The organism is Comamonas endophytica (assembly GCF_023634805.2).
Classification (GTDB): Bacteria; Pseudomonadota; Gammaproteobacteria; order Burkholderiales; family Burkholderiaceae_C; genus Comamonas; species Comamonas endophytica.
The window spans coordinates 894,013-919,132 of sequence record NZ_CP106881.1; the positions used below are offsets into that span (position 1 = coordinate 894,013).

At 65.5% G+C, this 25,120-nt stretch carries 27 protein-coding genes and 1 tRNA gene; 5 read left to right on the forward strand and 23 right to left on the reverse strand.

The features are described 5' to 3' along the window. The 23 genes from M9799_RS03860 to rpsO all read right to left on the reverse strand — a co-directional run bounded on the left by M9799_RS03860 (window position 1) and on the right by rpsO (window position 21,728). Window positions 1-771 carry an ABC transporter ATP-binding protein gene (locus tag M9799_RS03860; protein ID WP_231044073.1) on the reverse strand — a complete coding sequence of 257 codons (771 nt, stop codon included), beginning with the start codon at window positions 769-771 and terminating at the stop codon, window positions 1-3. 336 nt (window positions 772-1,107) lie between these two features. Continuing rightward, entirely contained in the window at window positions 1,108-1,569 is a 462-nt protein-coding gene (locus M9799_RS03865) for a DUF1178 family protein (RefSeq protein ID WP_231044072.1), read from the reverse strand. A gap of 28 nt (window positions 1,570-1,597) precedes the next feature. Continuing rightward, window positions 1,598-1,903, reverse strand: coding sequence for a DUF2818 family protein (locus M9799_RS03870; protein ID WP_231044071.1), 306 nt, complete (start codon window positions 1,901-1,903; stop codon window positions 1,598-1,600). Between the two features lie 64 nt (window positions 1,904-1,967). Continuing rightward, window positions 1,968-3,461 (reverse strand): NADH-quinone oxidoreductase subunit NuoN, encoded by a 1,494-nt coding sequence (nuoN, locus tag M9799_RS03875; RefSeq protein WP_231044070.1) that lies wholly within the window; start codon window positions 3,459-3,461, stop codon window positions 1,968-1,970. 23 nt (window positions 3,462-3,484) lie between these two features. Beyond that, the gene (locus M9799_RS03880) at window positions 3,485-4,960 is read right to left on the reverse strand and encodes an NADH-quinone oxidoreductase subunit M (RefSeq protein ID WP_231044069.1); all 1,476 of its coding nucleotides are present in this window, start codon (window positions 4,958-4,960) and stop codon (window positions 3,485-3,487) included. A 12-nt stretch (window positions 4,961-4,972) separates the two neighbouring features. After that, a complete protein-coding gene (gene nuoL, locus M9799_RS03885) occupies window positions 4,973-7,006 on the reverse strand; it encodes an NADH-quinone oxidoreductase subunit L (RefSeq protein WP_231044068.1) in 2,034 nt (677 codons plus the stop codon). Window positions 7,007-7,035: 29 nt separating this feature from the next. Next, window positions 7,036-7,344 (reverse strand): NADH-quinone oxidoreductase subunit NuoK, encoded by a 309-nt coding sequence (nuoK, locus tag M9799_RS03890; protein ID WP_231044067.1) that lies wholly within the window; start codon window positions 7,342-7,344, stop codon window positions 7,036-7,038. Then, window positions 7,341-8,015, reverse strand: coding sequence for an NADH-quinone oxidoreductase subunit J (locus M9799_RS03895; RefSeq protein ID WP_231044066.1), 675 nt, complete (start codon window positions 8,013-8,015; stop codon window positions 7,341-7,343). The genes nuoK and M9799_RS03895 overlap by 4 nt, the downstream gene beginning before the upstream one ends. 33 nt (window positions 8,016-8,048) lie before the next feature. After that, window positions 8,049-8,558, reverse strand: a complete 510-nt coding sequence (nuoI, locus tag M9799_RS03900; protein ID WP_231044065.1) for an NADH-quinone oxidoreductase subunit NuoI — start codon at window positions 8,556-8,558, stop codon at window positions 8,049-8,051. A gap of 12 nt (window positions 8,559-8,570) precedes the next feature. After that, on the reverse strand, window positions 8,571-9,647 hold the full coding sequence (gene nuoH / locus M9799_RS03905) for an NADH-quinone oxidoreductase subunit NuoH (RefSeq protein WP_231044064.1): 1,077 nt from the start codon (window positions 9,645-9,647) through the stop codon (window positions 8,571-8,573). After that, window positions 9,644-11,767, reverse strand: coding sequence for an NADH-quinone oxidoreductase subunit NuoG (gene nuoG, locus M9799_RS03910; RefSeq protein ID WP_231044063.1), 2,124 nt, complete (start codon window positions 11,765-11,767; stop codon window positions 9,644-9,646). The genes nuoH and nuoG overlap by 4 nt, the downstream gene beginning before the upstream one ends. Window positions 11,768-11,782: 15 nt before the next feature. Continuing rightward, complete coding sequence (gene nuoF, locus M9799_RS03915) at window positions 11,783-13,141, reverse strand: NADH-quinone oxidoreductase subunit NuoF (RefSeq protein WP_231044062.1); 1,359 nt, start codon at window positions 13,139-13,141, stop codon at window positions 11,783-11,785. Next, window positions 13,138-13,629 carry an NADH-quinone oxidoreductase subunit NuoE gene (gene nuoE, locus M9799_RS03920; protein WP_231044061.1) on the reverse strand — a complete coding sequence of 164 codons (492 nt, stop codon included), beginning with the start codon at window positions 13,627-13,629 and terminating at the stop codon, window positions 13,138-13,140. The genes nuoF and nuoE overlap by 4 nt, the downstream gene beginning before the upstream one ends. Further along, entirely contained in the window at window positions 13,626-14,879 is a 1,254-nt protein-coding gene (locus M9799_RS03925; RefSeq protein ID WP_231044060.1) for an NADH-quinone oxidoreductase subunit D, read from the reverse strand. Before M9799_RS03925 ends, nuoE begins: the two co-directional genes overlap by 4 nt. A 29-nt stretch (window positions 14,880-14,908) precedes the next feature. Next, complete coding sequence (locus M9799_RS03930; RefSeq protein WP_231044059.1) at window positions 14,909-15,517, reverse strand: NADH-quinone oxidoreductase subunit C; 609 nt, start codon at window positions 15,515-15,517, stop codon at window positions 14,909-14,911. Window positions 15,518-15,527: 10 nt separating this feature from the next. Continuing rightward, window positions 15,528-16,007, reverse strand: coding sequence for a NuoB/complex I 20 kDa subunit family protein (locus tag M9799_RS03935; protein ID WP_231044058.1), 480 nt, complete (start codon window positions 16,005-16,007; stop codon window positions 15,528-15,530). Between the two features lie 23 nt (window positions 16,008-16,030). Beyond that, window positions 16,031-16,390: an NADH-quinone oxidoreductase subunit A gene (locus tag M9799_RS03940; protein ID WP_231044057.1), complete on the reverse strand. Its 360-nt coding sequence runs from the start codon at window positions 16,388-16,390 to the stop codon at window positions 16,031-16,033. 79 nt (window positions 16,391-16,469) lie between these two features. Then, window positions 16,470-16,554, reverse strand: a tRNA-Leu gene (locus M9799_RS03945). A 123-nt stretch (window positions 16,555-16,677) separates the two neighbouring features. After that, window positions 16,678-17,058, reverse strand: a complete 381-nt coding sequence (gene secG / locus M9799_RS03950) for a preprotein translocase subunit SecG (protein ID WP_231044056.1) — start codon at window positions 17,056-17,058, stop codon at window positions 16,678-16,680. A gap of 39 nt (window positions 17,059-17,097) precedes the next feature. Further along, window positions 17,098-17,868 (reverse strand): triose-phosphate isomerase, encoded by a 771-nt coding sequence (tpiA, locus tag M9799_RS03955; RefSeq protein WP_231044055.1) that lies wholly within the window; start codon window positions 17,866-17,868, stop codon window positions 17,098-17,100. Further along, window positions 17,865-18,857: an NAD(P)H-quinone oxidoreductase gene (locus tag M9799_RS03960; protein WP_231044054.1), complete on the reverse strand. Its 993-nt coding sequence runs from the start codon at window positions 18,855-18,857 to the stop codon at window positions 17,865-17,867. Before M9799_RS03960 ends, tpiA begins: the two co-directional genes overlap by 4 nt. A 138-nt stretch (window positions 18,858-18,995) precedes the next feature. Further along, window positions 18,996-21,254, reverse strand: a complete 2,259-nt coding sequence (gene pnp / locus M9799_RS03965) for a polyribonucleotide nucleotidyltransferase (protein ID WP_231044053.1) — start codon at window positions 21,252-21,254, stop codon at window positions 18,996-18,998. Window positions 21,255-21,461: 207 nt separating this feature from the next. After that, entirely contained in the window at window positions 21,462-21,728 is a 267-nt protein-coding gene (gene rpsO, locus M9799_RS03970) for a 30S ribosomal protein S15 (RefSeq protein WP_159914338.1), read from the reverse strand. 239 nt (window positions 21,729-21,967) lie between these two features. On the opposite strand from rpsO, the gene M9799_RS03975 reads away from it, so the two are divergent. From M9799_RS03975 to M9799_RS03995, 5 genes are all read left to right on the forward strand, one after another. Next, the gene (locus tag M9799_RS03975) at window positions 21,968-22,279 is read left to right on the forward strand and encodes a hypothetical protein (RefSeq protein ID WP_231044052.1); all 312 of its coding nucleotides are present in this window, start codon (window positions 21,968-21,970) and stop codon (window positions 22,277-22,279) included. Between the two features lie 92 nt (window positions 22,280-22,371). Then, on the forward strand, window positions 22,372-22,947 hold the full coding sequence (locus M9799_RS03980) for a GspH/FimT family pseudopilin (protein WP_231044051.1): 576 nt from the start codon (window positions 22,372-22,374) through the stop codon (window positions 22,945-22,947). After that, on the forward strand, window positions 22,935-23,558 hold the full coding sequence (gene pilV, locus M9799_RS03985; protein WP_263725588.1) for a type IV pilus modification protein PilV: 624 nt from the start codon (window positions 22,935-22,937) through the stop codon (window positions 23,556-23,558). Before M9799_RS03980 ends, pilV begins: the two co-directional genes overlap by 13 nt. A 4-nt stretch (window positions 23,559-23,562) precedes the next feature. Continuing rightward, entirely contained in the window at window positions 23,563-24,402 is an 840-nt protein-coding gene (locus tag M9799_RS03990; RefSeq protein WP_231044050.1) for a PilW family protein, read from the forward strand. After that, window positions 24,399-25,115 (forward strand): pilus assembly PilX family protein, encoded by a 717-nt coding sequence (locus M9799_RS03995; RefSeq protein WP_231044049.1) that lies wholly within the window; start codon window positions 24,399-24,401, stop codon window positions 25,113-25,115. Before M9799_RS03990 ends, M9799_RS03995 begins: the two co-directional genes overlap by 4 nt. Window positions 25,116-25,120: the final 5 nt, after the last annotated feature.

Sequence of the window (25,120 nt, forward strand, 5' to 3'; positions counted from 1 at the left end):
TCAATGTGCCCCTTGGAGTTGGCCGTCGGTTGTGCCCATGTAGGCTTCCATGACCTTGGGGTTGCTTGAAACTTCGGCATAGGGGCCCTCAGCCAGCACCGCGCCGCGCTGCAGCACCGTGATGCAGTCGGCAATGCTCGAGACCACCTTCATGTTGTGTTCGACCATCAGGATGGTGCGGCCGGCCGAGACCTTCTTGATCAGCTGGGTCACACGGTCGACGTCCTCGTGGCCCATGCCCTGCGTCGGCTCGTCCAGCAGCATCAGCTCCGGCTCCATCGCCAGCGTGGTGGCGATCTCCAGCGCGCGCTTGCGGCCATAGGGCAGGTTCACGGTGAGCTCATCGGCCAGATGCTCGAGGTTGACCTCGGCCAGCAGCGCCATCGCCTGGTCGTTGAGCTGATCGAGGCTCTTTTCGCTGCGCCAGAAATGAAAGGCCGTGCCCAGCTTGCGCTGCAGGCCCACGCGCACGTTCTCCAGCAGCGTGAGGTGCGAGAACACCGCCGAGATCTGGAACGAGCGGATCACCCCGCGGCGCGCGATCTGCGAGGGCTGGGCGCGCGTGATGTCCTCGCCGTTGAAACGGATGCTGCCGGAGGTCGGCTCCAGGAACTTCGTCAGCAGGTTGAAACAGGTGGTCTTGCCGGCGCCGTTCGGCCCGATCAGCGCATGGATGGCGCCGCGGCGGACCGACAGGTTCACATCGCTCACCGCGGTGAAACCCTTGAACTGCTTGGTCAGGTGGCTGGTCTCGAGAATGACGTCGCTCATGTGCGCTCTGCTCGCTCCGGTGGATGCTGCAAAACCGTCCGGGCCCGCTCTGCGGCAGCCCTGGAGGCAATATGCGTTGCATCGTATGCCGCGACCTCAGGCGCGACACTGGGGCAAATACCTCGGTACAAACGCTTAAGCGTGCTTGCGCGGCGCAGACGCCGCCCTGGCGTGCAAGGAGACACCGGGCTTTGCAGCGAAGTGCCCGCAAACTTGGGGCAAGAACCGCGCATGAAAAAATGTTGCCGCAAATGTCTGCAAACAACATTTCGCTCCGTTTACGGGCGTTTTTGGCCTTTTTCAGGGCCTGCGCAAGCGCTTGGCCGGCGAAGCCGGCTACTGCAGCGTTTCCTTGGCCCCGTCGGCCAGCGCCAGCGGCAGCACGCCAATGCCTTCCTCCAGCAACGCCGCCGCCTCCTTCACGGTGGCCTGGCCACGGATGGCGCGCGTTTGCACCTCGCCCTGATGCATGCGCCGCGCCTCCTCGGCAAAGCGCGTGCCCACGTCCTCGGTCTTGGCAATGAGCTCGCGGGACGCACGCAGCCAGGCCGCCTGCAGGGCCTGGCGCGAGGGGGCGGGCATGGGGGTGGAAGCGGCCGGCGTGGATGCGGCCTCAGCGGACGGTGCGGCGGCGCCAAGGTTGAGGCGCGGCGCGCTCGGCCGCTTCTCAATCTGCACATCGCCGCACAGCGGGCATTGCACCAGCCCGCGGCCTTTCTGCGACTGGAAGTCGTCCTCCGACGCGAACCAGCCTTCGAAGACATGGCCGTGCCGGCAGCCTAGATCAAGGACCTTCATGGCAAATCACGGGATCAGCCCATGCCGTTCAATGACGATGGCGAAGCAGGTAACGGTAGACGAAACCGGGGAAGCCCAACGTCAGGAAGAGTGTAGCGGTGATCGCATAGAACTCCCAGCCCTGGGGCGCGATCTGCCCCACGCGCTGCTCGAGCAGCCGCGCCAGGCCGCCGACCAGGAAATACAGCAGCAGCATCTCCAGCAGGCGCATTGCCAGTGGCTTGCGCCCGACTGCCACCGGCCCCGCCACGAACCAGCGTTGGTTGATGAACGGCAAATTGGCGGCCACGAAGGCCGCCAGAATCACCAACCAGATGGACGCAGTCTGAGTCATAGATAAATAAAAACCTCTGGACCGGGCCCGGCCCGATCCAGAGGTGGCAGTTTAACGCGCGGGATCAGGAAGCCAGCGCTCGCACGATGGCATCGGCGCACAGCGACATCAGGCCGCCCGGGAACAGGCCCAGCACCAGCACCAGCGCGCCATTGACGCTCAGCACCGCACGCACGTCGAGGGGCGCGGACACGCTGGTCGCGGTGATCGGCGCGTCGAAGTACATGACCTTGACGACACGCAGGTAGTAGTAGGCGCCGATCAGCGACATGATCACCGCGAACACCGCCAGCGCGATGTACAGGGTCTGGCCCGAGGCCACCAGCGACTGCAGCACCGCCAGCTTGGCATAGAAGCCCACCAGCGGCGGGATACCGGCCATGGAGAACATGCAGATCGCCATGACGCCGGCATACAGCGGGCTGCGCTGGTTCAGGCCAGCCAGGTCGGAAATCTCCTCGCTCTCGAAACCTTCGCGTGCCAGCAGCAGCACGACACCGAAGGTCGCCAGCGTGGTCAGCACATAGGTGATGACATAGAACATCGCCGAGCTGTAGGCGTTCTCGACGGTGGCGGGGTCGACGTTGCCGTTCACGACGCCCGACAGCAGGCCCAGCAGCACGAAGCCCATCTGCGAGATCGTCGAGTAGGCCAGCATGCGCTTGAGGTTGCTCTGCCCGATGGCCGCCAGGTTACCGATCAGCAGCGAGCCGATGGCCAGCACCGCCAGCATCTGCTGCCAGTCGATGGCCAGCGGCAGCAGGCCGTCCACCAGCAGGCGGATGGTCATGGCAAACGCGGCCAGCTGGGGCGCGCCGCCGATGATCAGCGTCACCGCCGTGGGAGCGCCCTGGTAGACGTCGGGGAGCCACATGTGGAAAGGCACCGCGCCCATCTTGAAGGCCAGGCCAGCCACGACGAAGACCAGGCCGAACACCAGCACCTGGTGGCGGATCTCGCCGGAGTTGATGGCACGGAACACCTGGCCGATGTCGAGGGAACCGGTCGCGCCGTAGATCATCGACATGCCGTAGAGCAGGAAGCCGCTGGCTATCGCGCCCAGCACGAAATACTTCATCGCGGCCTCGACGGCCACTTCATTGTCGCGGCGCAGCGCCACCAGCGCGTAGCTGGCCAGCGTCATCAGTTCCAAGCCGAGGTACAGCATCAGGAAGTTGTTGCCCGAGATCATGATGAACATGCCCAGCAGCGCGAACAGCGACAGCGTGAACAGTTCGCCGCCACGCAGCATGTCGCGGTCGGCCGCGTAGGGACGCGCATAGACCAGCGTCACCATCAGGGCCACGGTGGCGAAGCACTTGAGCCAGTTGCCCATCGCGTCGCTGACCACCATGTTGCCCCAGCCGTAGAAGGTCTGGCCGCCCGAGGCATACACGCCCTGGAGCACGGCCACCACTGCCAGGGTCAGCAGCGTCAGCACATAGGTAACGGTGCGGCGCGGGCTGTGCACGCCCAGGTCGACCAGGGCGATCACGCATGCCATGACCAGGAGCAGTATCTCCGGGTAGATCGCAAGCCAGCTGATATTGTCAATCATCTCGGTTCTCTCAATTCAGTCTGTCAGGGAAGCTTGGACGCGGCAACCTGCTGCAGCAGCTGGGCCACGGAAACGTCCATCACATCCGTGAAGGGCTTGGGGTGCACGCCCATGTAGAGCACGGCTGCCGCCAGCACCGCCAGCACGAAGAATTCGCGGGCATTGATGTCGGTCAGGCTGCGCACGTTGTCGTTGGCCACCGGGCCCAGGTACACGCGCTTGTACATCCACAGCGTGTAGCTGGCGCCGAAGATCAGCGCCGTGGCCGCGCCGAAGCCGACCCAGAAGTTGAACTTCACCGCGCCCAGGATCACCATCCACTCGCCGACGAAGCCGGCGGTGGCGGGCAGGCCGCAGTTGGCCATGGCGAAGAACAGCGCGAAGGCGGCGAACTTGGGCATGGTGTTCACCACGCCGCCGTAGGCTGCGATCTCACGCGAATGCACGCGGTCGTACAGCACGCCGATGGACAGGAACATCGCGCCCGACACGAAGCCGTGGGCGATCATCTGCACCAGGCCGCCCGAGACGCCCAGGTCGTTGAAGATGAAGAAGCCCAGCGTCACGAAGCCCATGTGCGCGACGGACGAGTAAGCCACCAGCTTCTTCATGTCGCGCTGCACCAGCGCCACCATGGCCACGTAGATCACGGCGATCAGCGACAGCGCGATCATCAGCCACGCCCATTCGCGCGTGGCGTCGGGAGCGATGGGCATCGAGAAGCGCAGGAAACCATAGGCGCCAAGCTTGAGCATGATCGCCGCCAGCACGGCCGAGCCACCGGTGGGCGCCTCGACGTGCACGTCGGGCAGCCAGGTATGCACCGGCCACATCGGCACCTTCACGGCGAACGCCGCGAAGAAGGCGAAGAACAGCAGCGTCTGGGCCGTGCCCGACAGCGGCATCGCGTGCCAGGTCGCGATGTCGAAGCTGCCGCCCGACTGCACGTACAGATAGATCAGCGCGATCAGCATCAGCAGCGAGCCGAGCAGCGTGTACAGGAAGAACTTGAACGCGGCGTAGATCTTGTTCGGGCCGCCCCAGATGCCGATGATCAGGTACATCGGAATCAGCGTGGCTTCGAAGAACACGTAGAACAGCATGCCGTCGAGCGCGCTGAACACGCCGATCATCAGGCCCGACAGGATCAGGAACGCGGCCATGTACTGGTTCACGCGCTCGGTGATCGACTCCCAGGAGGCGATCACCACGATCACCGTGATGAAGGCCGTCAGCGGCACGAACCAGAACGACAGGCCGTCAACCCCGAGGTGGTAATTGACGTTGAAGCGCTCGATCCAGAGCACCTTCTCGACGAACTGCGCGGCGGCCGTGCCGTTGTCGAACCCCTGGTACAGCGGCAGCGTGACCGCCAGGCCGACCAGGGCACCAACCAGCGCCAGCCAGCGAACGGCACGTGCGTGCTCCTCGCGGCCCAGGGCCAGCAGCAGGACACCGAAGACGATCGGAGTCCAGATGGCAAGACTCAACAAACCCATTTTTGTTCTTCCTTACTTGTTGAGCCAGACGAAGTAGGTCATGAGCAGGAAGATGCCCAGGATCATGACCAACGCGTAGTGGTAGATGTAGCCGGTCTGCAGCGCGCGCGCCCAGGCGGCGATGCGCGCCACGAGCTTCCACGAGCCATTGACCACGGCGCCGTCGATGACCGCCTGGTCGCCGAACTTCCACAGGCTGAAGCCCAGGCCGCGCGTGCCGCGCGCCAGCACGTTCTCGTTGAACCAGTCGAGGTAGTACTTGTTCTCGAGCAGGTTGTAGATCGGCATGCTGCGGCGCTTGATGGCCGCCGGCAGCGCCGGGTTGACCATATACATGTAGTAGGCCAGCGCCACGCCGGCGAGCGCCAGCCAGAAAGGCGCGGTCTGCAGGCCGTGCAGAGCCATCGCCGCGGCGCCGTGGAAGATGCCTTCGATGCCGGCCATCGCGCCGTGCTTGCTGCCGTCGACGGTGATGACGCCGTCGAAGAAGGAGCCGAACAGCATGTGCTCGATGGCGAAGTAGCCGATGAACACCGAGGGAATCGCCAGCAGCACCAGCGGCACGGTCACGACCCAGGGCGACTCGTGCGGCTTGGTATCTGGGCCATGGCCGTGGTGGTCGTCATGCGCATGGTGGTCGTCATGGTGCGCGTCGGGGTTCTGGTCATAGCGTTCCTTGCCGTGGAAGACCAGGAAGTACATGCGGAACGAGTAGAACGCCGTGACGAACACGCCGGCCAGCACCGCGAAGTGCGCGAACCCGGCCGCGGGCAGCTGGCTGAAGTGCACCGCCTCGATGATCATGTCCTTCGAGTAGAAGCCCGAGAACAGCGGCGTGCCGATCAGCGCCAGCGAGCCCAGCAGCGAGGTGATCCAGGTGATGGGCATGTACTTGCGCACGCCACCCATCCAGCGCATGTCCTGGTTGTGGTGCAGGCCCATGATGACGGAACCCGCGCCGAGGAACAGCAGCGCCTTGAAGAAGGCGTGCGTCATCAGGTGGAACACGGCGACCGAGTAGGCCGAGGCGCCCAGCGCGACGGTCATGTAGCCCAGCTGCGACAGCGTGGAGTAGGCGACGACGCGCTTGATGTCGTTCTGGATGATGCCCAGGAAGCCCATGAACAGCGCGGTAATCGCTCCGATGATCAGGATGAAGTTCAGCGCGGTGTCCGACAGCTCGAACAGCGGCGACATGCGCGACACCATGAAGATGCCGGCCGTCACCATGGTGGCGGCGTGGATCAGCGCGGAGATCGGGGTCGGGCCTTCCATCGAGTCGGGCAGCCAGACGTGCAGCGGGAACTGCGCCGACTTGCCCATCGCGCCGATGAACAGGCAGATGCAGATGACGGTGATCAGCATCCAGTCGGTGCCGGGGAAGCTCAGCGCGCCCAGTTCCTGCGACCTGGCGAAGATCTCGGTGTAGTTGAGCGTGCCGGCGTAGGCGCCGATCAGGCCGATGCCCAGGATGAAGCCGAAGTCGCCCACGCGGTTGACCAGGAAGGCCTTCATGTTGGCGAAGATCGCCGTCGGCTTGTTGTACCAGAAGCCGATCAGCAGGTAAGACACCAGGCCCACCGCTTCCCAGCCGAAGAACAGCTGCAGCAGGTTGTTGCTCATCACCAGCATCAGCATGGAGAAGGTGAACAGCGAGATGTACGAGAAGAAGCGGTTGTAGCCCGCGTCTTCGTGCATATATCCAATGGTGTAGAGGTGGACCATCAGCGACACGAAGGTCACGACGACCATCATCATCGCGGTGATGCTGTCGACCATGAAGCCGACTTCCATCTTCAGGCTGCCCACCTGCATCCAGGTGTAGAGCGTTTCGTTGAAGCTGGCGCCGTCCATCATGACGCTCTTGAGCGTGAAGGCGGAGAGCACGAAGGCGATGAACACGCCGAGGATGGTCAGCGAGTGGCTGGCGGCGCGGCCGATGCGGTTGCCGCCGAAGGCCGTGCCGAACAGGCCGGCAAGCGCCGAGCCCACCAGCGGCGCCAGGGGCACGGCCAGCAGGGTGGATGCGGAGAGGGTTTGACTCATTTCTGAAGAACCTTGCTTGTTGCGGCCGCTCAACCCTTGAGGGTGTCGAGGTCTTCCGCGTTGATGCTGGACTTGTTACGGAACAGCAACACCAGGATGGCCAGGCCGATCGCCGATTCGGCAGCCGCCACGGTCAGGATGAAGAACACGAACACCTGGCCGTGCATGTCACCGAGATAGTGGGAGAAAGCCACGAAATTCATGTTCACGGCCAGCAGCATCAGCTCGATGGCCATGAGCAGGACGATCAGGTTCCTGCGGTTCAGAAAGATGCCGATGACAGCGATGGCGAACAGCGCCGCCCCCAGTGTCAGGAAATGCCCGAGTGTGAGCGTCATGCCTTTGTCTCCTGCGCGGCGGCGTTGCCTGCGTCTTCTTGTACCTGCGGCGCGAGGGTCGGCGCCACCTTCACGATGCGCACGCGGTCCTGGGCACGCACACGGATCTGCTCCGATGGGTTGATCGCCTTGCTGTCCTTGCGCCGGCGCAGCGTCAGGGCAATGGCCGCCACCATCGCCACCAGCAGGATCGTGGCCGCGATTTCCACCGGGTACAGGTACTCGGTGTAGAGCAGGCGGCCCAGTTCCTTGGTGTTCGAGTAGGGCTCGGGCTGGCCGGCGGCGTTGAGCACCGTGGTGGCGATCGCCTTGGGTTCCTCGATGCTGCTGAAGCCGTTCATCAGCACCATGCCCATTTCAAACACGATCAGCACGCCGATGAAGGCGGCCAGCGGGAAATGCTTCCAGAAGCCCTGGCGCAGCGCGTCGATGCGGATGTCAAGCATCATCACCACGAACAGGAAGAGCACCATGACGGCGCCCAGGTAGACCAGCACCAGCGCGATGGCCAGGAACTCGGCCCGCAGCAGCAGCCAGATCGCGGCGGCCTGCGAGAAGGCCAGGATCAGGTTGAGCACGGCGTGCACGGGGTTGCGCGCCGTCACCACGCGGAACGAGGCCACGAGCAGCACCACCGCGAACAGATAGAAAAAAGCAGTTTTGGCGTCCATGAATCGAATCTTCTTGGGTGTTCAGGCGCCGCCTCAGCGGTACTTGGCATCGGCCGCGCGCGCGGCGGCGATGTCGGCTTCGTAGCGGTCGCCAACGGCCAGCAACATGTCCTTGGTGAAGTACAGGTCGCCGCGTTTCTCGCCGTGGTATTCGAGGATGTGCGTCTCGACGATCGAGTCGACCGGGCAGCTTTCCTCGCAGAAGCCGCAGAAGATGCACTTCGTCAGGTCGACGTCGTAGCGCGTGGTGCGGCGCGTGCCGTCCTCGCGCACATCCGACTCGATGGTGATGGCCATCGCCGGGCACACGGCCTCGCACAGCTTGCAGGCGATGCAGCGCTCTTCGCCGTTGTCGTAGCGGCGCAGCGCGTGCAGGCCGCGAAAGCGCGGCGACAGGGGCGTCTTCTCCTCGGGGAACTGCACCGTCACCTTGCGGCGGAAGGCGTAGCGGCCCGTGAGCGTCATGCCCTTGACCAGCTCCCAGAGCATGAAGCTCTTGAAGAAGTCCTTGATAGAAAAGTTCGTAGCAGCAACAGCAGCCATTTGTGTCCCCGCTTAATTCCAGATGTTCCAAGGCGAGTGCAGCCAGGCACCCACGATGACCAGCCACACCAGGGTGACCGGGATAAAGATCTTCCAGCCCAGACGCATGATCTGGTCGTAGCGGAAGCGCGGGAAGGTGGCGCGGATCCAGATGAACATCGACACGACGACGAAGGTCTTGATACCGAGCCAGATCCAGCCGGGGATGAACGACAGGAAGTCGAACGGTGGCAGCCAGCCGCCCAGGAACATCACCACCGCCAGGATGGACACGAGCCACATGCTGGCGTATTCGGCCAGGAAGAAGATCGCGAAGCCCATGCCCGAGTACTCGACCATGTGGCCGGCCACGATCTCGGCTTCGCCTTCGACCACGTCGAAGGGGTGGCGGTTGGTTTCGGCCACGCCCGAGATCAGGTAGACGAGGAAGATCGGCAGCAGCGGCAGCCAGTTCCACGACAGGATGCCCATGCCCATGTCGGCGGCCATGCCCGTGCCCTGGCTCAGGACGATCGAGGTCAGGTTCATGCTGCCCGAGACCATGATCACGACCAGGAAGCAGAAGCCCATGGCGATTTCATAGCTGACCATCTGCGCCGAGGCGCGCAGCGCGCCCAGGAAGGCGTACTTCGAGTTCGAGGCCCAGCCGGCGATGATCACGCCATAGACCTCGATCGAGGTGATGGCCATGATCAGCAGGATGCCGGCGTTGACGTTGGCCAGCGCGACATCGGGGCCGAAGGGAATCGCCACCCAGCCAGCGAGCGCCGGCATGATGGCCATGACTGGGCCCAGGAAGAACAGGCCCTTGCTGGCGGCCGTCGGCTGGATGATTTCCTTGGTCAGCAGCTTCAGGCCGTCGGCCAGCGGCTGCAGCAGGCCGAAGGGGCCCACGCGGTTGGGGCCGTGGCGCACCTGCATGAAGCCCAGCAGCTTGCGCTCCCACAGCGTCAGGTAGGCGACGGCGCCCATCAGCGGCGCGACGATGGCGACGATCTTCAGCAGGATCCAGAGCACCGGCCAGACCACGGCGGTCCACCAGGCACCGGCGAACAGCCCGAGGCCGCCGTTGTACAGAGCGTCGATCATGCGGCACCTCCGTCACGGGCCTGGCCGTCTGCCCTGGCATCGGCCGTGGCCTGCAGCGGCGGCGAGCGGCGCACGATGCCGTCGAGCTGGTAGATGCGGGCCACGACCGGCTCGGCGATGGCTTCGCGGCGCACGGCCATGGGGGCCAGCGCGGCGTTGTTCAGAATGTCTGCAGGCACCTGCTCTGCTCCTTGCGCAATTTCGGCCAGCACTTCCTGCGCCGTTTCGTAGGCCATGCCGGGCACGCCCAGCAGGTTGGCCAGCACGCGCAGCACCTTCCAGGCAGGGCGCGTATCGCCCAGCGGACGCACCACGGCATGGAAGCTCTGGATGCGGCCTTCGGCGTTGACGAAGGTCCCCGGGGTTTCCGAGAAGGGCGCGATCGGCAGCAGCACGTCGCTGATGTCCATGTTGGCCTTGAAGGGGCTCAGCGTGACGACCATCTGCGCGCCGTCCAGGCCGCGGGCACCGGCCGCCGAATCGAATGCGGGTTCGGTGTTGATCAGCAGCGCCGCCTTGAGGCCGCCCGCCGCCAGCATCTGGCCGGCGTTGAGGCCACCGGCCTGCGGCTGGGCCTTGACCCACTGCGCGCCGACGGTGTTGGCGGCTTCGGTCAGGTAGCCGACGCTGGCACCGGTCTGCGCGCCGATCCACTGCGCCAGGGCCAGCAGGCTCGAGGCATGCGCATGGTGCGCTGCGGCGTTGCCCAGCAGGATCGCCTTGCGCTCGCCCGACAGCAGCGCCTTGGCAATGGCCTGGGCCTGCTCGTTCGAGGCAGCGGTCTGCACGGGAGCGTCGATGCCCTTCTCCTGGGCCACGGCAGCGGCCACATCGGCCAGTGCCTGCGCCCAGTCGGCGGCGTTGACCACGGATTGCGCGACGGGCATGGCCCAGTCGAATTCCTGGCCGTTGATGGCATGCACCTGGCAGCCCTTGCGCGTTGCCTGGCGGATGCGCTGGGCAAACAGCGGATGGTCCTTGCGCAGGTTGGAGCCGATGACCAGCACCGACTGCAGCTGCGACAGCGAGGAAATCGTGGTGCCCAGCCATTGCACGCCGGCCGCAGGTGCGAACTCGGCATGGCGCAGGCGGTGGTCGATGTTGTCGCTGCCCAGGCCGCGCATCAGCTGGGCTGCGAGGTGCAGCTCTTCGAGCGTGCTGTGCGGGCTGACCAGCGCGCCGATGGCGTTGGCGCCATGGTCCTGCTTGATCTGCTGCAAGCCGTTGGCCACGTATTCGAGCGCCGTCTGCCAGTCGACTTCACGCCATTCGCCACCCTGCTTGAGCATGGGGCGCGTCAGGCGCTCCTCGCTGTTGAGCGCTTCGTAGGAGAAACGGTCGCGGTCGGCCAGCCAGCATTCGTTGACGGCTTCGTTCTCCAGCGGCAGAACGCGCATGACGCGGTGGTTCTTGACCTGGACGATCAGGTTGGCGCCGGTGGAATCGTGCGGGCTGACGGACTTGCGGCGCGACAGCTCCCAGGTGCGGGCCTGGTAGCGGAAGGGCTTGCTGGTCAGCGCGCCCACCGGGCAGATGTCGATCATGTTGCCCGAGAGCTCGGAGTCGATGGTGTCGCCGGCCACGGTGGTGATCTCGGAATGCTCGCCGCGGTGGATCATGCCCAGTTCCATCACGCCGGCCACTTCCTGGCCGAAGCGCACGCAACGGGTGCAGTGGATGCAGCGCGTCATTTCCGCCATGGAGACCAGCGGGCCGACGTTCTTGTTCAGAACGACGCGCTTTTCTTCCTCATAGCGCGAGCTGCCGTCGCCATAGCCCACGGCCAGATCCTGCAGCTGGCATTCGCCGCCCTGGTCGCAGATCGGGCAGTCCAGCGGGTGATTGATGAGCAGGAACTCCATCACCGATTGCTGCGCCTTGATGGCCTTCTCGCTCTTGGTGCGCACGATCATGCCCTGCGTCACCGGAGTGGCGCAGGCAGGCATCGGCTTGGGCGCCTTTTCGACGTCCACCAGGCACATGCGGCAGTTGGCCGCGATGGAAAGCTTCTTGTGGTAGCAGAAGTGAGGAATGTAGGTACCGGCCTTCTCGGCGGCATGCATGACCATGCAGCCTTCGGCAACTTCCACCTTCTGACCGTCCAGTTCAATTTCAACCATATGCTTGTCTCGCGATCAAACCGCCGAGGCGGTCTGCTTGGAAGCGCTCTGGATCTTCGCTTCGAACTCCGGGCGGAAATGCTTGATCATGGCGCGCACCGGCATCGCTGCCGCATCGCCCAGCGCACAGATCGTGCGCCCCATGATGTTCACGGACACCGAGTCCAACAGCTCGATGTCTTCGGGACGGCCCTGGCCGTGCTGGATGCGGTGCACCACGCGCCACAGCCAGCCCGTGCCTTCGCGGCAGGGCGTGCACTGGCCGCAGGACTCGTGCGAATAGAAGTACGACAGGCGCAGCAGGCACTCGACCATGTCGCGCGAGTCGTCCATGACGATCACGGCGCCCGAGCCGAGCATCGAGCCGGCCTTGGCGATCGAGTCGTAGTCCATCGTGCACTGCATGATGACGTCGGCCGGCAGCACCGGAGACGACGAGCCGCCGGGAATGACAGCCTTGAGCTTGCGGCCCTTGCGCACGCCGCCGGCGAGCTCGAGCAGCTTGGAGAACGGCGTGCCCATCGGCACTTCGTAGTTGCCCGGCAGCTCGACGTCGCCGCTGACCGAATAGATCTTGGTGCCGCCGTTGTTCGGCTTGCCGCACTCGAGGTAGGCCTGGCCGCCGTTGCGGATGATCCAGGGCACCGCCGCGAAGGTCTCGGTGTTGTTGATCGTCGTCGGCTTGCCGTACAGGCCGAAGCTGGCCGGGAACGGCGGCTTGAAGCGCGGCTGGCCCTTCTTGCCTTCGAGCGATTCGAGCAGCGCAGTTTCCTCGCCGCAGATGTAGGCGCCGAAACCATGGTGCGCGTGCAGCTGGAAGCTGAAGCCGCTGCCCATGATGTTGTCGCCCAGGAAGCCGGCTTCGCGGGCTTCCTGCAGCGCGGCTTCGAAGCGGTCATAGACCTCGAAGATCTCGCCGTGGATGTAGTTGTAGCCCACGGTGATGCCCATGGCGTAGGCCGCGATGGCCATGCCCTCGATCACGATGTGCGGGTTGAACATCAGGATGTCGCGGTCCTTGCAGGTGCCGGGCTCGCCCTCGTCCGAGTTGCACACCAGGTGCTTCTGGCCGGGGAACTGGCGCGGCATGAAGCTCCACTTCAGGCCCGTGGGGAAACCCGCGCCGCCGCGGCCGCGCAGTCCCGATTCCTTGACGGTGGCGATCACCTGGTCCTGTGTCAGGCCTTCGCCGCCGTCCTGGGCCAGGACCTTGCGCAGCGCTTCGTAGCCGCCGCGCGCGACATAGTCCTTGAGCGACCAGTTGCTGCCGTCGAGGCCGGCATAGATCTGCGGCTCGATGTGGCGGTCGTGGAAGCAGGTCTCATTGCCCGACGACGCGAAGCGCGCCAGGACGTCTTGTGCTGCCTGGCTCATGCTTGGCCTTCCGCGGCGCGCAGGCCGTCCACCAGCTCGTCGAGCTTTTCGTTGCTCATGAAGCTGCACATGTTGCGGTCGTTGACCAGCATGACCGGCGAGTCGGCGCAGGCGCCCAGGCACTCGGACTGCTGCAGCGTGAACAGGCCGTCGGCCGTGGTCTCGCCCATCTTGATGCCCAGCTTGGACTCCAGGTGGTGCAACGCCTTGTAGCCGTCGCGCAGCTGGCACGGCAGGTTGGTGCAGACGTTGAGCTTGTACTTGCCCACCGGCTGCTGGTTGTACATGTTGTAGAAGGTCGTGACTTCATGCACGGCGATCTGCGGCATGCCCAGGTACTCGGCGATCAGCGCCTCGCTCTCCGGGCTGACCCAGCCCTGCTCCTGCTGGACGATGGACAAGCAGGCCATCACGGCCGACTGCTTCTGGTCGGCAGGGTACTTGGCCACCTCGCGCGCAAAGCGCGCCTTAGTCGCTTCAGTAATCATCGGTCAATCTCTCCGAACACGATATCCATGGTGCCGATGATCGCCACGGCGTCGGCAATCATGTGGCCGCGGGCCATCTCGTCGAGCGTTTGCAGGTGTGCAAAGCCAGGCGCGCGGATCTTCAGGCGATAGGGCTTGTTGGCCCCGTCGCTCACCAGGTAAATGCCAAATTCGCCCTTGGGGTGCTCGACGCAGGCATAGGCCTCGCCTTCGGGCACGTGGAAACCTTCGGTGAAGAGCTTGAAGTGGTGGATCAGCTCTTCCATGTTGTTCTTCATCGACTCGCGCGATGGCGGCGCCACCTTGTGGTTGTCGGTGATGACCGGACCGGGGTTGGCGCGCAGCCAGTCCACGCACTGCTTGATGATGCGGTTGGACTCGCGCATCTCGGCCACGCGCACCAGATAGCGGTCGTAGCAGTCGCCGGTGACGCCCACGGGCACGTCGAAATCCAGCTCGCCATAGACCTCGTAGGGCTGGCTCTTGCGCAGGTCCCAGGCAATGCCCGAGCCACGCAGCATCGGGCCGGTCATGCCCAGGTTCAGCGCGCGCTCGGGCGTGACGACGCCGATGCCCACGGTGCGCTGCTTCCAGATGCGGTTCTCGGTCAGCAGGGTCTCGTACTCGTCCACGCACTTGGGGAAGCGCTGCGTGAAGTCGTCGATGAAGTCCAGCAGCGAGCCCTGGCGGTTGCGGTTCAGGGCTTCGATGGCCTTGGCGTTCTTGACCTTGCTGACCTTGTACTGGGCCATGCTCTCGGGCAGGTCGCGGTACACGCCGCCCGGACGGAAATAGGCCGCGTGCATGCGCGCGCCCGACACCGCCTCGTACATGTCCATCAGGTCTTCGCGTTCGCGGAAGGTGTAGATCAGGATGGTCGAGCTGCCGCAGTCGTTGCCGTGCGAGCCCAGCCACATCAGGTGGTTCATCAGGCGCGTGATCTCGGCGAACATCACGCGGATGTACTGCGCGCGCTTGGGCACCTCGATGCCCAGCAGCTTCTCGATCGCCAGGCAGTAGGCATGCTCGTTGGACATCATCGACACGTAGTCGAGGCGGTCCATGTAGGGCAGCGACTGGATGTAGGTCTTGTGCTCGGCGAGCTTTTCGGTCGCGCGGTGCAGCAGCCCGATGTGCGGGTCGGCGCGCTGCACCACTTCGCCATCGAGCTCGAGCACCAGCCGCAGCACACCGTGCGCTGCCGGGTGCTGCGGGCCAAAGTTCAGGGAATAGTTTTTGATTTCAGCCATGTGCGTCTACTCGAGAGGTGCGCGGCACCTCAGTGCAGGCCTCCGTAGTTCTCTTCGCGGATGATGCGCGGGATGATCTCGCGCGGCTCGATGGTCACCGGCTGGTACACCACGCGGCGCTGCTCGGGGTCGTAGCGCATCTCGACATGGCCGGAGAGCGGGAAGTCCTTGCGGAACGGATGGCCGATGAAGCCGTAGTCGGTCAGGATGCGGCGCAGGTCGTTGTGGCCGTCGAAGACGATGCCGAACAGGTCGAAGGCCTCGCGCTCGAACCAGTTGGCGGCATTCCAGATCTCGCTGACCGAGGCCACGAGCGGGAAGTCGTCATCGGGGCAGAACACGCGCACGCGCACGCGCTGGTTCAGGCTCACCGACAGCAGGTGCGAGACCGCGGCGTAGCGCGGGCCGTCGCGGCCGACTTCGGCATAGGTCGAGTAGTCGACGCCACACAGGTCGATCAGCTGCTCGAAGCGGCAGTCGGGATGGCTCTTGAGCAGCTCCATCGCCGAGAGGTACTGCGCTGCCGACACTTCGACGGTCACTTCGCCCAGGGCCAAGGTCACGCTGCGGGCGCGATCGCCCAATGCAGCGGCCACCAGATCCCGAAGCTTTTCGGGCTGAATTGCAATTGCGGTCATCATCAACCCTTCAGACGCGAGCGATGGTATTGGTGCGGCGAATCTTCTGCTGCAGCTGGATGATCCCGTAGATCAGCGCCTCGGCCGTCGGCGGGCAGCCGGGCACGTAGACATCGACCGGGACGATGCGGTCGCAACCGCGCACCACGGAATAGCTGTAGTGGTAGTAGCCACCGCCATTGGCGCAGGTGCCCATGGAAATGACCCAGCGCGGCTCCGACATCTGGTCGTAGACCTTGCGCAGGGCCGGAGCCATCTTGTTGCACAGCGTGCCGGCAACAATCATCAGGTCGGATTGCCGTGGGCTGGCGCGGAACACCTCGGCGCCGAAGCGTCCGATGTCATAGCGTGCCGCAGCGGCATGCATCATTTCCACCGCGCAGCAGGCCAGACCAAAGGTCATCGGCCACAGCGAACCGGTCTTGGCCCAATTCACCACCGAGTCATAGCTCGTGGTGATGAAGCCTTCCTTCATCACGCCTTCGATCATCGTGTTTCCTTATTGAATGCCGGTCATTCCCAGTCCAGCGCACCCTTTTTCCACTCGTAGGCAAAGCCCACGACCAGGATGGCCAGAAAGATCACGACAGCGGCGAAACCTGCCAGGCCCACTTCCTGGAGCGAGACTGCCCAGGGAAGGAGAAAGGCGATTTCCAAATCAAACAGGATGAACAGGATGGCCACGAGGTAGTAGCGCACGTCGAACTTCATGCGTGCGTCCTCGAAGGCTTCAAAGCCACATTCGTAGGGGGAGTTCTTGGCGGCGTCCGGGCGGTTGGGGCCGAGAAAATAGCCCAATGCCAGAGGCAGGATGCCGATGGTAGCACCTACCAGGATGAACAGAAGAACGGGGAGATACTGATCGAGGTTCATCTGGGGCTCAAACCTTTTACCAAAGGCACGCCCAGCACTGATCACAGCCTGATCATCTGGGCAGGCTTTGTCTATATTATGGTGCCGTCGGCGAGACTCGAACTCGCACAGCTTTCGCCACTACCCCCTCAAGATAGCGTGTCTACCAATTTCACCACGACGGCTTCGTCTCAATCCTTTTTATCGGGAAGCTAGAGGAGTCTTTTGCAAGACTTTGACCTCCCGAACAATCTAAGTATTCTACTCTGAAAAACCCCTAGTAGCAGAGATTTTTCAGATTTTTGAGATTACTTGGTCGGGATCTGCGCCGCGCCTTCGGCCGGTGCCGCAGGAGCAGCGGGTGCCGCGGGCGTTGCCGGCGCAGTGCCTGCGGCAGGCACGGGCACGCTGGCGGCCGGGCCTTCCAGCACGCTGCCCGTGGTGGGCGCGCGGCTGTTGCCGATATAGGCCAGGGCCAGCGTCGCGACGAAGAACACCGCGGCCAGGATGCCGGTCGTGCGCGACAGGAAGTTCGCGCTGCCCGAAGCGCCGAACAGGCTCCCCGAGCTGCCGCCGCCAAAGGACGCGCCCATGTCCGCGCCCTTGCCGTGCTGGATCAGGATCAGGCCGATCATGGCCAGCGCCGTCAACATCTGGATGGCAAGGATCACGCTTGCAAATGCATTCATTTCTTTCAACTCCTAACTAAACAATAAAGCGCGCTGCGTTCAGTCGGCAGCGCCTGTGCCGGCCGCAGCGATGATCTGCAGAAAATCCGCGGCCTTGAGCGAGGCGCCGCCCACCAGGCCGCCGTCGATGTCGGGCTGGGCCAGCAGCTGCGCGGCGTTGGCCGCATTCATGCTGCCGCCGTACAGCAGGGCAATGCCTTCGGCCTGCGTGGTGGCCGCGGCCAGCTGGGCGCGCAGCACGGCATGCACTTCCTGCGCCTGTTCGGGCGTGGCGGTGCGGCCCGTGCCGATGGCCCAGACGGGCTCATAGGCCACGACCAGTTCGGTCACCAGATGGCCGACCGCCTGCACCACGGCGGCGAGCTGGCGCTTGACGACGTTCTCGGTCTCGCCGGCTTCGCGCTCCTGCAGCGTCTCGCCCACGCAGACGATGGGCGTGACGCCCCCGGCCAGCGCGCGCTGGGCCTTGGCGGCCACGACGGCGTCGGTCTCGCCATGGTACTGGCGGCGCTCGGAATGGCCCACCAGCGCATAGCGCACGCCGAAGTCGCGCAGCATCTCGACCGAGCTCTCGCCGGTGAAGGCGCCGACCGCGTGCTCCGACACGTCCTGCGCCGCCAGCGCGATGCGGCTGCCTTCGGTCAGGCCCTGCACCTGCGCCAGGTACGGCGCGGGCACGGCCACGGCCACCCCGCAGCCGGCGTCGGCGTCCTGGGATGCGAGGCCATCTTTCAGCGCGCCGATCAGCGCGGCGTTGGCAGCCAGGCTGCCATTCATCTTCCAGTTCCCGACAATGAGTTTTTTCTTCATGCTTGCCATGTCAAAACGATTTTTCCGGTGTGCTCGCTCGATTCCATCAGCGCATGCGACTGCACGGCCTGCTCGGCGGCGAATTGGCGAAAGACCACGGGGCGCACCTTGCCCGATTCCAGCCAGGGCCAGACATTCTCGCGCAGCGCGCGCGCGATCGCGCCCTTGAAGGCCACCGGGCGCGGACGCAGCGTCGAGCCGGTGATCGTCAGGCGCCGGCGCAGCACCAGGCTGGCATCGAACTGCGACTTGACGCCACCCTGCACCGCGATGATCACCAGGCGCCCGTCCTCGGCCAGGCAGCCGACTTCACGCTCGACGTAGTCGCCAGCGACCATGTCGAGGATGACGTCCACGCCGCGTCCTTCGGTGATGCGCATCACCTCGGCCGCGAAGTCCTGGGACTTGTAGTTGATCGCGTGGTGCGCGCCCAATTCCAGGCAGTTGTCGCACTTGGCGTCGGTGCCCGCGGTGACGATCACCGTCGCGCCCCAGGCCAGCGCCAGCTGGATCGCCGTGACGCCGATGCCGCTGCTGCCGCCCTGCACCAGCAGCGTCTCGCCGGGTTGCAGCGCGCCGCGCTGGAACACGTTGCTCCAGACCGTGAAATAGGTCTCGGGCAGCGAGGCCGCCTCGACGTCCGACAGCCCCTGCGGCACCGGCAGGCACTGCGCCACGGGCGCGACGCAATACTCGGCATAGCCGCCGCCGGCCACCAGCGCGCAGACGCGGTCGCCCACCTTTAAGCCGGCATCGGCCATGGCCTGGGCGTCGCCGCCCTCCACCACGCCGGCCACTTCCAGGCCCGGCAGGTCCGAGGTGCCTGGAGGCGGGGCGTAGCGACCCTTGCGCTGCAGCACGTCGGGACGGTTGATGCCGCTGGCCGCCACGCGGATCAGCAGTTCGCCGGCGCCGGCCGCGGGGGTCGGACGCTCGGTCAATTGCAGTACCTCGGGGCCTCCGGGAGAGGTGATTTCAACAGCGCGCATGGGCAATCTCACGAAAAGAAATGGAATCGGCGTCCGGTGGTTGCCCTCCGGCGCCACGAACCCGGCAGAAACCAAAAAATCGGCCTCCCATGACGGAGGCCGATTCCTCAGCGCAGCGGCGGTCGCTGGACCAGCCGCTTATTGCTGCTGGTCATCGGCACGCGGAGCGCGGGGCTCGCGTGGCTCGCGCGGCTCGCGGAACTCACGCGGTTCGCGCGGCTCGCGCGGCTCACGGAACTCGCGCGGTTCACGCGGCTCGCGGCGCTCGGACGGGGCCGGACGCTCGCTGCGCTGCTCGCCTGCGGGGCGCTCGGCCAGGGCCTTCATGGACAGCTTGACGCGGCCCTTCTCGTCGGTTTCCATGACCTTGACCTTGACGATCTGGCCTTCGCGCAGATAGTCATTGACGTTTTCCACGCGCTCGTGGGCGATCTGGCTGATGTGCAGCAGTCCGTCCTTGCCGGGCAGCAGGTTGATCAGCGCGCCGAAGTCGAGGATCTTGGTCACGGGGCCCTCGTAGACCTTGCCGATTTCCACTTCCGCGGTGATCTGCTCGATGCGCTTCTTGGCTTCGTCGGCCTTGGCGGCTTCCGTCGCGGCGATGGTGATCGTGCCGTCTTCGTCGATGTTGATCTGGCAGCCGGTCTCTTCGGTCAGCGCCCGGATCACCGAGCCGCCCTTGCCGATCACGTCGCGGATCTTCTCGGGGTTGATCTTCATGGTGTAGAGCTTGGGAGCGAAGTTCGAGACTTCGGTCTTGGCTTCGCCCATGGCGGACTGCATGGCGCCCAGGATGTGCATGCGCGCTTCCTTGGCCTGGGCCAGGGCGACCTGCATGATCTCCTTGGTGATGCCCTGGATCTTGATGTCCATCTGCAGCGCGGTGATGCCGTTGGTCGTGCCGGCCACCTTGAAGTCCATGTCGCCCAGGTGATCCTCGTCGCCCAGGATGTCGGTCAGCACGGCAAAGCGGTTGTCCTCCTTGATCAGGCCCATGGCGATGCCGGCCACGTGGGCCTTCATCGGCACGCCGGCGTCCATCAGCGACAGGCAGCCGCCGCAGACCGAAGCCATCGACGAGGAACCGTTCGACTCGGTGATTTCCGACACCACGCGCATGGTGTAGGGGAACTCTTCCTTGGTCGGCAGCACCGCCACCAGGGCGCGCTTGGCCAGGCGGCCATGGCCGATCTCGCGGCGCTTGGTCGAGCCCATGCGGCCCACTTCGCCGGTGGCGAAGGGAGGCATGTTGTAGTGCATCATGAAGCGGTCTTCGTACTCGCCGGCCAGCGCGTCGATGCGCTGGGCGTCGCGTTCCGTGCCCAGCGTGGCCACGACCAGCGCCTGGGTCTCGCCGCGCGTGAACAGCGCCGAGCCATGGGTGCGGGGCAGCACCGAGTTGCGGATCTCGATCGGGCGCACGGTGCGCGTGTCGCGGCCGTCGATGCGCGGCTCGCCGGCCAGGATCTGGCTGCGCACGATGCGCGCTTCGATGTCGAACAGCATGCCGTCGACCTTGACGTCGTCGAAGACCACGCCCTGCTCGGTCAGGCCGGCCTTGACCACGGCGTAGGCGTCGCGGCAGGCGTGCGTGCGGCTTTGCTTGTTGCGGATCTGGTAGGCGTCGCGCAGGGCCTGCTCGCCCAGCGCTGCGACCTGGGCGATCAGCGCCTCGTCCTTGGCGAGAGCCTGCCAGTCCCAGACCGGCTTGCCGGCGTCGCGCACCAGCTCGTGGATGGCGTCGATGGCGATGCGGCTTTGCTCGTGGCCGAAGACCACGCCGCCGAGCATGATCTCTTCCGACAGCTGCTGGGCTTCGGACTCGACCATCAGCACGGCGGCTTCGGTGCCGGCGACGACCAGGTCCATCTGCGAGTCCTTGCGCTGCGTCTGGCCGGGGTTGAGCACGTATTCGCCGTTGATGTAGCCCACGCGGGCGGCGCCGATGGGGCCGCTGAAGGGGATGCCCGAGATGGCCAGCGCGGCCGACGAGGCGATCAGCGCGGCGATGTCGGCATCGACTTCGGGGTTCAGCGACACGGTGTGGATCACGACATGCACGTCGTTGTAGAAGCCCTCGGGGAACAGCGGGCGGATCGGGCGGTCGATCAGGCGGCTGGTCAGCGTCTCATGCTCGCTGGGCTTGGCTTCGCGCTTGAAGAAGCTGCCGGGGATCTTGCCGGCGGCGTAGGTCTTCTCGATGTAGTCCACCGTCAGGGGGAAGAAATCCTGGCCGGCCTTGGCCTTCTTCGAGGCCACCACGGTGGCCAGCACCACGGTGTCGTCGATGTTCACCAGCACCGCGCCCGAAGCCTGGCGCGCGATCTCGCCGGTTTCCATGGTGACCGTGTGCTGGCCCCATTGGAAAGTCTTGGTCACTTTGTTGAAAATGCTCATTCTTGCTCCTTGATTGATAGCTAAAAGTCGATAGCTGACAATGGTTGGGAGGACAAATCAGAACACGATGCCATTCCATCAAACCTGTGCCGCGAGGCACTGCACAGGGCTGGTGGAATGACATAGCTTCGCTCTGTTATCCATCCTCCGAAGTAAAAAACGCCTGAGCTAGCGGGCTAACTCAGGCGTTCTTCTATCCGACTCGACTTACTTGCGCAGGCCCAGCTTGGCGATCAGCGCGGTGTAGCGGTCGGCATCGCGGGACTTGAGGTAGTCCAGCAGCTTGCGGCGGCGGCTCACCATGCGCAGCAGGCCGCGGCGACCGTGATGGTCCTTGGCGTGCTGCTTGAAGTGGGGGGTCAGTTCGTTGATGCGTGCGGTCAGCAGCGCGACCTGGACTTCCGGGCTGCCGGTGTCGTTTTCGGCACGGGCATTGGCCTTGACGACTTCGGCCTTGATAGAGGATGCGATCATGATTTTTTCCTTTTATGCGGAGCGGCGAAGACCGCGCTCCTGATGACTTGCGCCAGCGGCTGGAACGGCCATCGGCGTGCGTCTTGCACCATGCAAAACCCCACGATTATAGCGCGCCGCCCTTTTGCCTGCCTGGCCACGCCTGGTTTTACCGGGGCTGCAGTCAGGGTCGAAGGCCGCACAGCCGGTCGCGCAAGCGCAGAATCTGCGCCGTTTTCTCCCTGTACAGGAGATGGATCATGCGCTTCCCGATGCTGCCGCCGGCCATGGTGCTGGCTTTGCTGTGCTGTACGGCTGCCAACGCCGCACAGTCCGCCACCGCACGCGGCGCATCCGCCACGCAGGCCGGTGGCGACCCGGTCACTGCAGCACGCCCGCCAACGCGGGCCAGCCAACGCAAGCCGCGCATCGTCCACCTGCCCAGCCCCTCCGAGGAAAGCACGCAGCAGCGCGACCGGCGCCTGGCACGCGAATGCCGCGGTCTGCCCAACGCCGGCGCCTGCCTGGGCCATGCGCTGGCGCGCCCCCGCGCAGCGTCCGGGCGGCGCTGAATCCGAGCGCCCGGCACTCCGCTGGTCGGACGCAGCCTGCCGCCTGTCGGCCTTTGCTGGAAGCGGGTGCGGATCCGTGTTCCAGTGCAGGCATGAAGCTCCGATCCTCCCGCTTCGCAGACCCGGGCATGCGCCATGCGGCGGGCCTGACGCTGGTCGAGATCCTCGTCACCCTGGCCATCGCGGCGCTGCTGATGACGCTGGCCGTGCCCTCGTTCAAACCGGTGCTCGAGCGCTGGCGCGTCAAGCAGAGCGTGGGCGCGCTCACCGACACCCTGCGGCTGGCGCGCTCCGAAGCCATCAAGCGCGGCGGCAATGTCGCCATCCAGAAGCTGGCCAACAACACCAACGGCTGCACGCTGGCCGCCGCGGCCGCCGACTGGGGGTGCGGCTGGCAGGTGTTCGTCGACAGCGACGCCGACGGCAGCTTCTCCGCCAACGAGGAGCTGCTGCAGCTGGTGCAGATTCCCGCGAACATCCAGGTCCGCCACAGCGGCGGCACGGCCAGCATCGCCGTGGACCGCTGGGGGAAGATGGACGGCCTGGGAGCCAAGAGCTTCGTGGTCGCGCCCTTCCCCGACGGCAACGCCTCCCCGGCCACGCGCACGCTGTGCATCTCCTCGGGCGCGCGCATCCACGAGGAGGAAGGTGCGGCATGCAGGTCCTGAAGCAGCGCGGCGTCACGCTGATCGAGTCGCTGGTGGCCATCGTGGTCATGGCGCTGGGCGTGCTGGGCATCCTGGGCGTGCAGATGCGCACGCTGGCCGACACGCAGACCAGCGTGCGCCGCGCCCAGGCGGTGCGCCTGATCGAGGACCTGAGCGAGCGCATCCGCGTCAATCCCAACGGGCTGTCCCTGCTGGCCAGCTATGCCATCGATACGCCCGAACCCGCGGCAACGCCCGGCGCCACCGAACTGGCGGCGCTGCGCACCCTGCAGGCCAGCTGCACCACCAGCGCCTGCAGCGGCGCCCAGCTGATCAGCCGCGACCGCGCGCTGTGGCTGGCCACCGTGCAGCAGACGCTGCCGCTGGGCCATGCCCGGGTGTTCCTCGTGGCCAGCGAGGACACTCCCGTCGACCGCCGGCAGCTGGGCGTGATGATCAGCTGGCGCGAGAACGAGCGGACCGCGGCCGCCGGCCTGCAGCCGCCCGCCACGTCCTCGGGCGGCGTCAGCTGCCCCGCCGAGCGCAGCTGCCACGTGCAGTACATCCAGCCCGGCGCGCGCTGCCTGCCCTATGGCGCCACCGGTTCGACACAGGTCATCTGCCCGGACTGACGCCATGCGCCGCACGCCTGCACTCCACTCGAAGCGGCGCCAGCGGGGCCTGACCCTGCTCGAACTGCTGGTCGGCCTGACCATCGGCCTGATGACCATCACGGTGGCCATCGGCACGCTGATGATCTCGCGCCAGGTGTCGGGCACGACCAGCGAGGCCAGCCAGCTGCAGCAGCAGGCGGCACAGGCCCTGCGCACCATCGGCCAGCAGGCGCGACAGGCGGGTTCGCTGCGGCTGAACCTGGCCTATGCCAAGGACAGCGCCCAGGCCGTGGACCTTGCCGACCCGGTCGCCTTCGAACTGCCGGCCGGCATGACCACCGTGAGCGGCCGCGACACCCCCAGCGCATCCGAGGACCAGCTCACGCTGGCCTACCAGAACTACACCGAGGAGGTGGTGGGCAGCGCAACGCCGCAATCGCAGTTCCGCGATTGCCTGGGCCAGGGCAAGGATGCCAGCGTCATCCGCAGCGGCTTCTCGCTGGACAAGGCCGCAGGCGCGACCAGCGGCGAGCTCGAATGCAAGGGCAGCGACGGCATCACCCAACCGGTGATCGAGAACGTGGCCGATTTCCGCGTGCGCTTCGTCGAGCAGACCGGCAGCTTCGGCAGCCCGGCCATGCGCTACCGCACGGCCGACTCGCTCACCGCCGCCGAGTGGCCGCGCATCCAGGCCATCGAGGTCTGCCTGGAAATGGAGGGCAGCGAGAACCTGCCCGAAAGCGGCCAGCTCTACCTGAACTGCGCCAACCAGAGCGTGGCGCGCGGCACGCGGCTGCGCATGGTGCTGCGCAGCACCTACCAGATCCGCAGCCAGGGCCGGCCGAGCGGGGTGCAGCCATGAGGCGGCGCCGCCACCAGCGCGAGCGCGGCATGTCGCTGCTGATCGTGATCGTGATCGTGCTGCTGACGATGCTGATGGCCGTGTGGGCCGCGCGCACGGCGCTGTTCAACGAGCTGATCGTCGGCAACGATGCCGACTACCAGCGCACCTTCGAGGCCGCGCAGGCGCTGCTGCAGGACGCGGAGCTCGACATCCTCGGGCAGAACGCCGACGGCAGCGTGTGCCAGCCCAGCAGCGCCGACGGCAAGGTCTGCCGGCGCACGGCCAGCGTCTGGTTCGTCGACGAGGAAAAGGACATCGTGGGCCTGCTGGCCGTGCTCGAGGCGCGGCCCAACGTGCCCTGCCTGCAGGGCATCTGCGCCAAGCGCACCGGCAAGCAGGATTTCTGGAACGACAGCGCGCTGCTGGCGCAGATGCGCGCCGACGGCGTGGGCGCGCGCTACGGCGAGTTCACCGGCGCGCTCAAGAAGGACCTGAGCAACCCCATCCTGCAGACCACGGCCGCGGGCCAGGGCGGGTGGTACTGGGTCGAGGTGCTGCCCTACGCGAGCAGCGGCAGCGGCCTGATCACCAACCTCGGCGGCGCCGCCAAGCTCGAGCTCAACCTGAACCCGGCGGTGGTCTACCGCATCACCGCCGTGGCCCAGGGGCTCAAGCCCAGCACGCAGGTGGTGCTGCAGTCGACGCTGGCGCGGCAGAAACTCAAGGATTGACGGAG

What these genes read in the sequence shown, in the direction of transcription:
- M9799_RS03860 (WP_231044073.1), bottom strand. Translation starts at nt 771, where the DNA reads ATGAGCGACGTCATTCTCGAGACCAGCCACCTGACCAAGCAGTTCAAG.
- M9799_RS03865 (WP_231044072.1), bottom strand. Translation starts at nt 1,569, where the DNA reads ATGAAGGTCCTTGATCTAGGCTGCCGGCACGGCCATGTCTTCGAAGGC.
- M9799_RS03870 (WP_231044071.1), bottom strand. Translation starts at nt 1,903, where the DNA reads ATGACTCAGACTGCGTCCATCTGGTTGGTGATTCTGGCGGCCTTCGTG.
- nuoN (WP_231044070.1), bottom strand. Translation starts at nt 3,461, where the DNA reads ATGATTGACAATATCAGCTGGCTTGCGATCTACCCGGAGATACTGCTC.
- M9799_RS03880 (WP_231044069.1), bottom strand. Translation starts at nt 4,960, where the DNA reads ATGGGTTTGTTGAGTCTTGCCATCTGGACTCCGATCGTCTTCGGTGTC.
- nuoL (WP_231044068.1), bottom strand. Translation starts at nt 7,006, where the DNA reads ATGAGTCAAACCCTCTCCGCATCCACCCTGCTGGCCGTGCCCCTGGCG.
- nuoK (WP_231044067.1), bottom strand. Translation starts at nt 7,344, where the DNA reads ATGACGCTCACACTCGGGCATTTCCTGACACTGGGGGCGGCGCTGTTC.
- M9799_RS03895 (WP_231044066.1), bottom strand. Translation starts at nt 8,015, where the DNA reads ATGGACGCCAAAACTGCTTTTTTCTATCTGTTCGCGGTGGTGCTGCTC.
- nuoI (WP_231044065.1), bottom strand. Translation starts at nt 8,558, where the DNA reads ATGGCTGCTGTTGCTGCTACGAACTTTTCTATCAAGGACTTCTTCAAG.
- nuoH (WP_231044064.1), bottom strand. Translation starts at nt 9,647, where the DNA reads ATGATCGACGCTCTGTACAACGGCGGCCTCGGGCTGTTCGCCGGTGCC.
- nuoG (WP_231044063.1), bottom strand. Translation starts at nt 11,767, where the DNA reads ATGGTTGAAATTGAACTGGACGGTCAGAAGGTGGAAGTTGCCGAAGGC.
- nuoF (WP_231044062.1), bottom strand. Translation starts at nt 13,141, where the DNA reads ATGAGCCAGGCAGCACAAGACGTCCTGGCGCGCTTCGCGTCGTCGGGC.
- nuoE (WP_231044061.1), bottom strand. Translation starts at nt 13,629, where the DNA reads ATGATTACTGAAGCGACTAAGGCGCGCTTTGCGCGCGAGGTGGCCAAG.
- M9799_RS03925 (WP_231044060.1), bottom strand. Translation starts at nt 14,879, where the DNA reads ATGGCTGAAATCAAAAACTATTCCCTGAACTTTGGCCCGCAGCACCCG.
- M9799_RS03930 (WP_231044059.1), bottom strand. Translation starts at nt 15,517, where the DNA reads ATGACCGCAATTGCAATTCAGCCCGAAAAGCTTCGGGATCTGGTGGCC.
- M9799_RS03935 (WP_231044058.1), bottom strand. Translation starts at nt 16,007, where the DNA reads ATGATCGAAGGCGTGATGAAGGAAGGCTTCATCACCACGAGCTATGAC.
- M9799_RS03940 (WP_231044057.1), bottom strand. Translation starts at nt 16,390, where the DNA reads ATGAACCTCGATCAGTATCTCCCCGTTCTTCTGTTCATCCTGGTAGGT.
- secG (WP_231044056.1), bottom strand. Translation starts at nt 17,058, where the DNA reads ATGAATGCATTTGCAAGCGTGATCCTTGCCATCCAGATGTTGACGGCG.
- tpiA (WP_231044055.1), bottom strand. Translation starts at nt 17,868, where the DNA reads ATGAAGAAAAAACTCATTGTCGGGAACTGGAAGATGAATGGCAGCCTG.
- M9799_RS03960 (WP_231044054.1), bottom strand. Translation starts at nt 18,857, where the DNA reads ATGCGCGCTGTTGAAATCACCTCTCCCGGAGGCCCCGAGGTACTGCAA.
- pnp (WP_231044053.1), bottom strand. Translation starts at nt 21,254, where the DNA reads ATGAGCATTTTCAACAAAGTGACCAAGACTTTCCAATGGGGCCAGCAC.
- rpsO (WP_159914338.1), bottom strand. Translation starts at nt 21,728, where the DNA reads ATGATCGCATCCTCTATCAAGGCCGAAGTCGTCAAGGCCAATGCCCGT.
- M9799_RS03975 (WP_231044052.1), top strand. Translation starts at nt 21,968, where the DNA reads ATGCGCTTCCCGATGCTGCCGCCGGCCATGGTGCTGGCTTTGCTGTGC.
- M9799_RS03980 (WP_231044051.1), top strand. Translation starts at nt 22,372, where the DNA reads ATGAAGCTCCGATCCTCCCGCTTCGCAGACCCGGGCATGCGCCATGCG.
- pilV (WP_263725588.1), top strand. Translation starts at nt 22,935, where the DNA reads ATGCAGGTCCTGAAGCAGCGCGGCGTCACGCTGATCGAGTCGCTGGTG.
- M9799_RS03990 (WP_231044050.1), top strand. Translation starts at nt 23,563, where the DNA reads ATGCGCCGCACGCCTGCACTCCACTCGAAGCGGCGCCAGCGGGGCCTG.
- M9799_RS03995 (WP_231044049.1), top strand. Translation starts at nt 24,399, where the DNA reads ATGAGGCGGCGCCGCCACCAGCGCGAGCGCGGCATGTCGCTGCTGATC.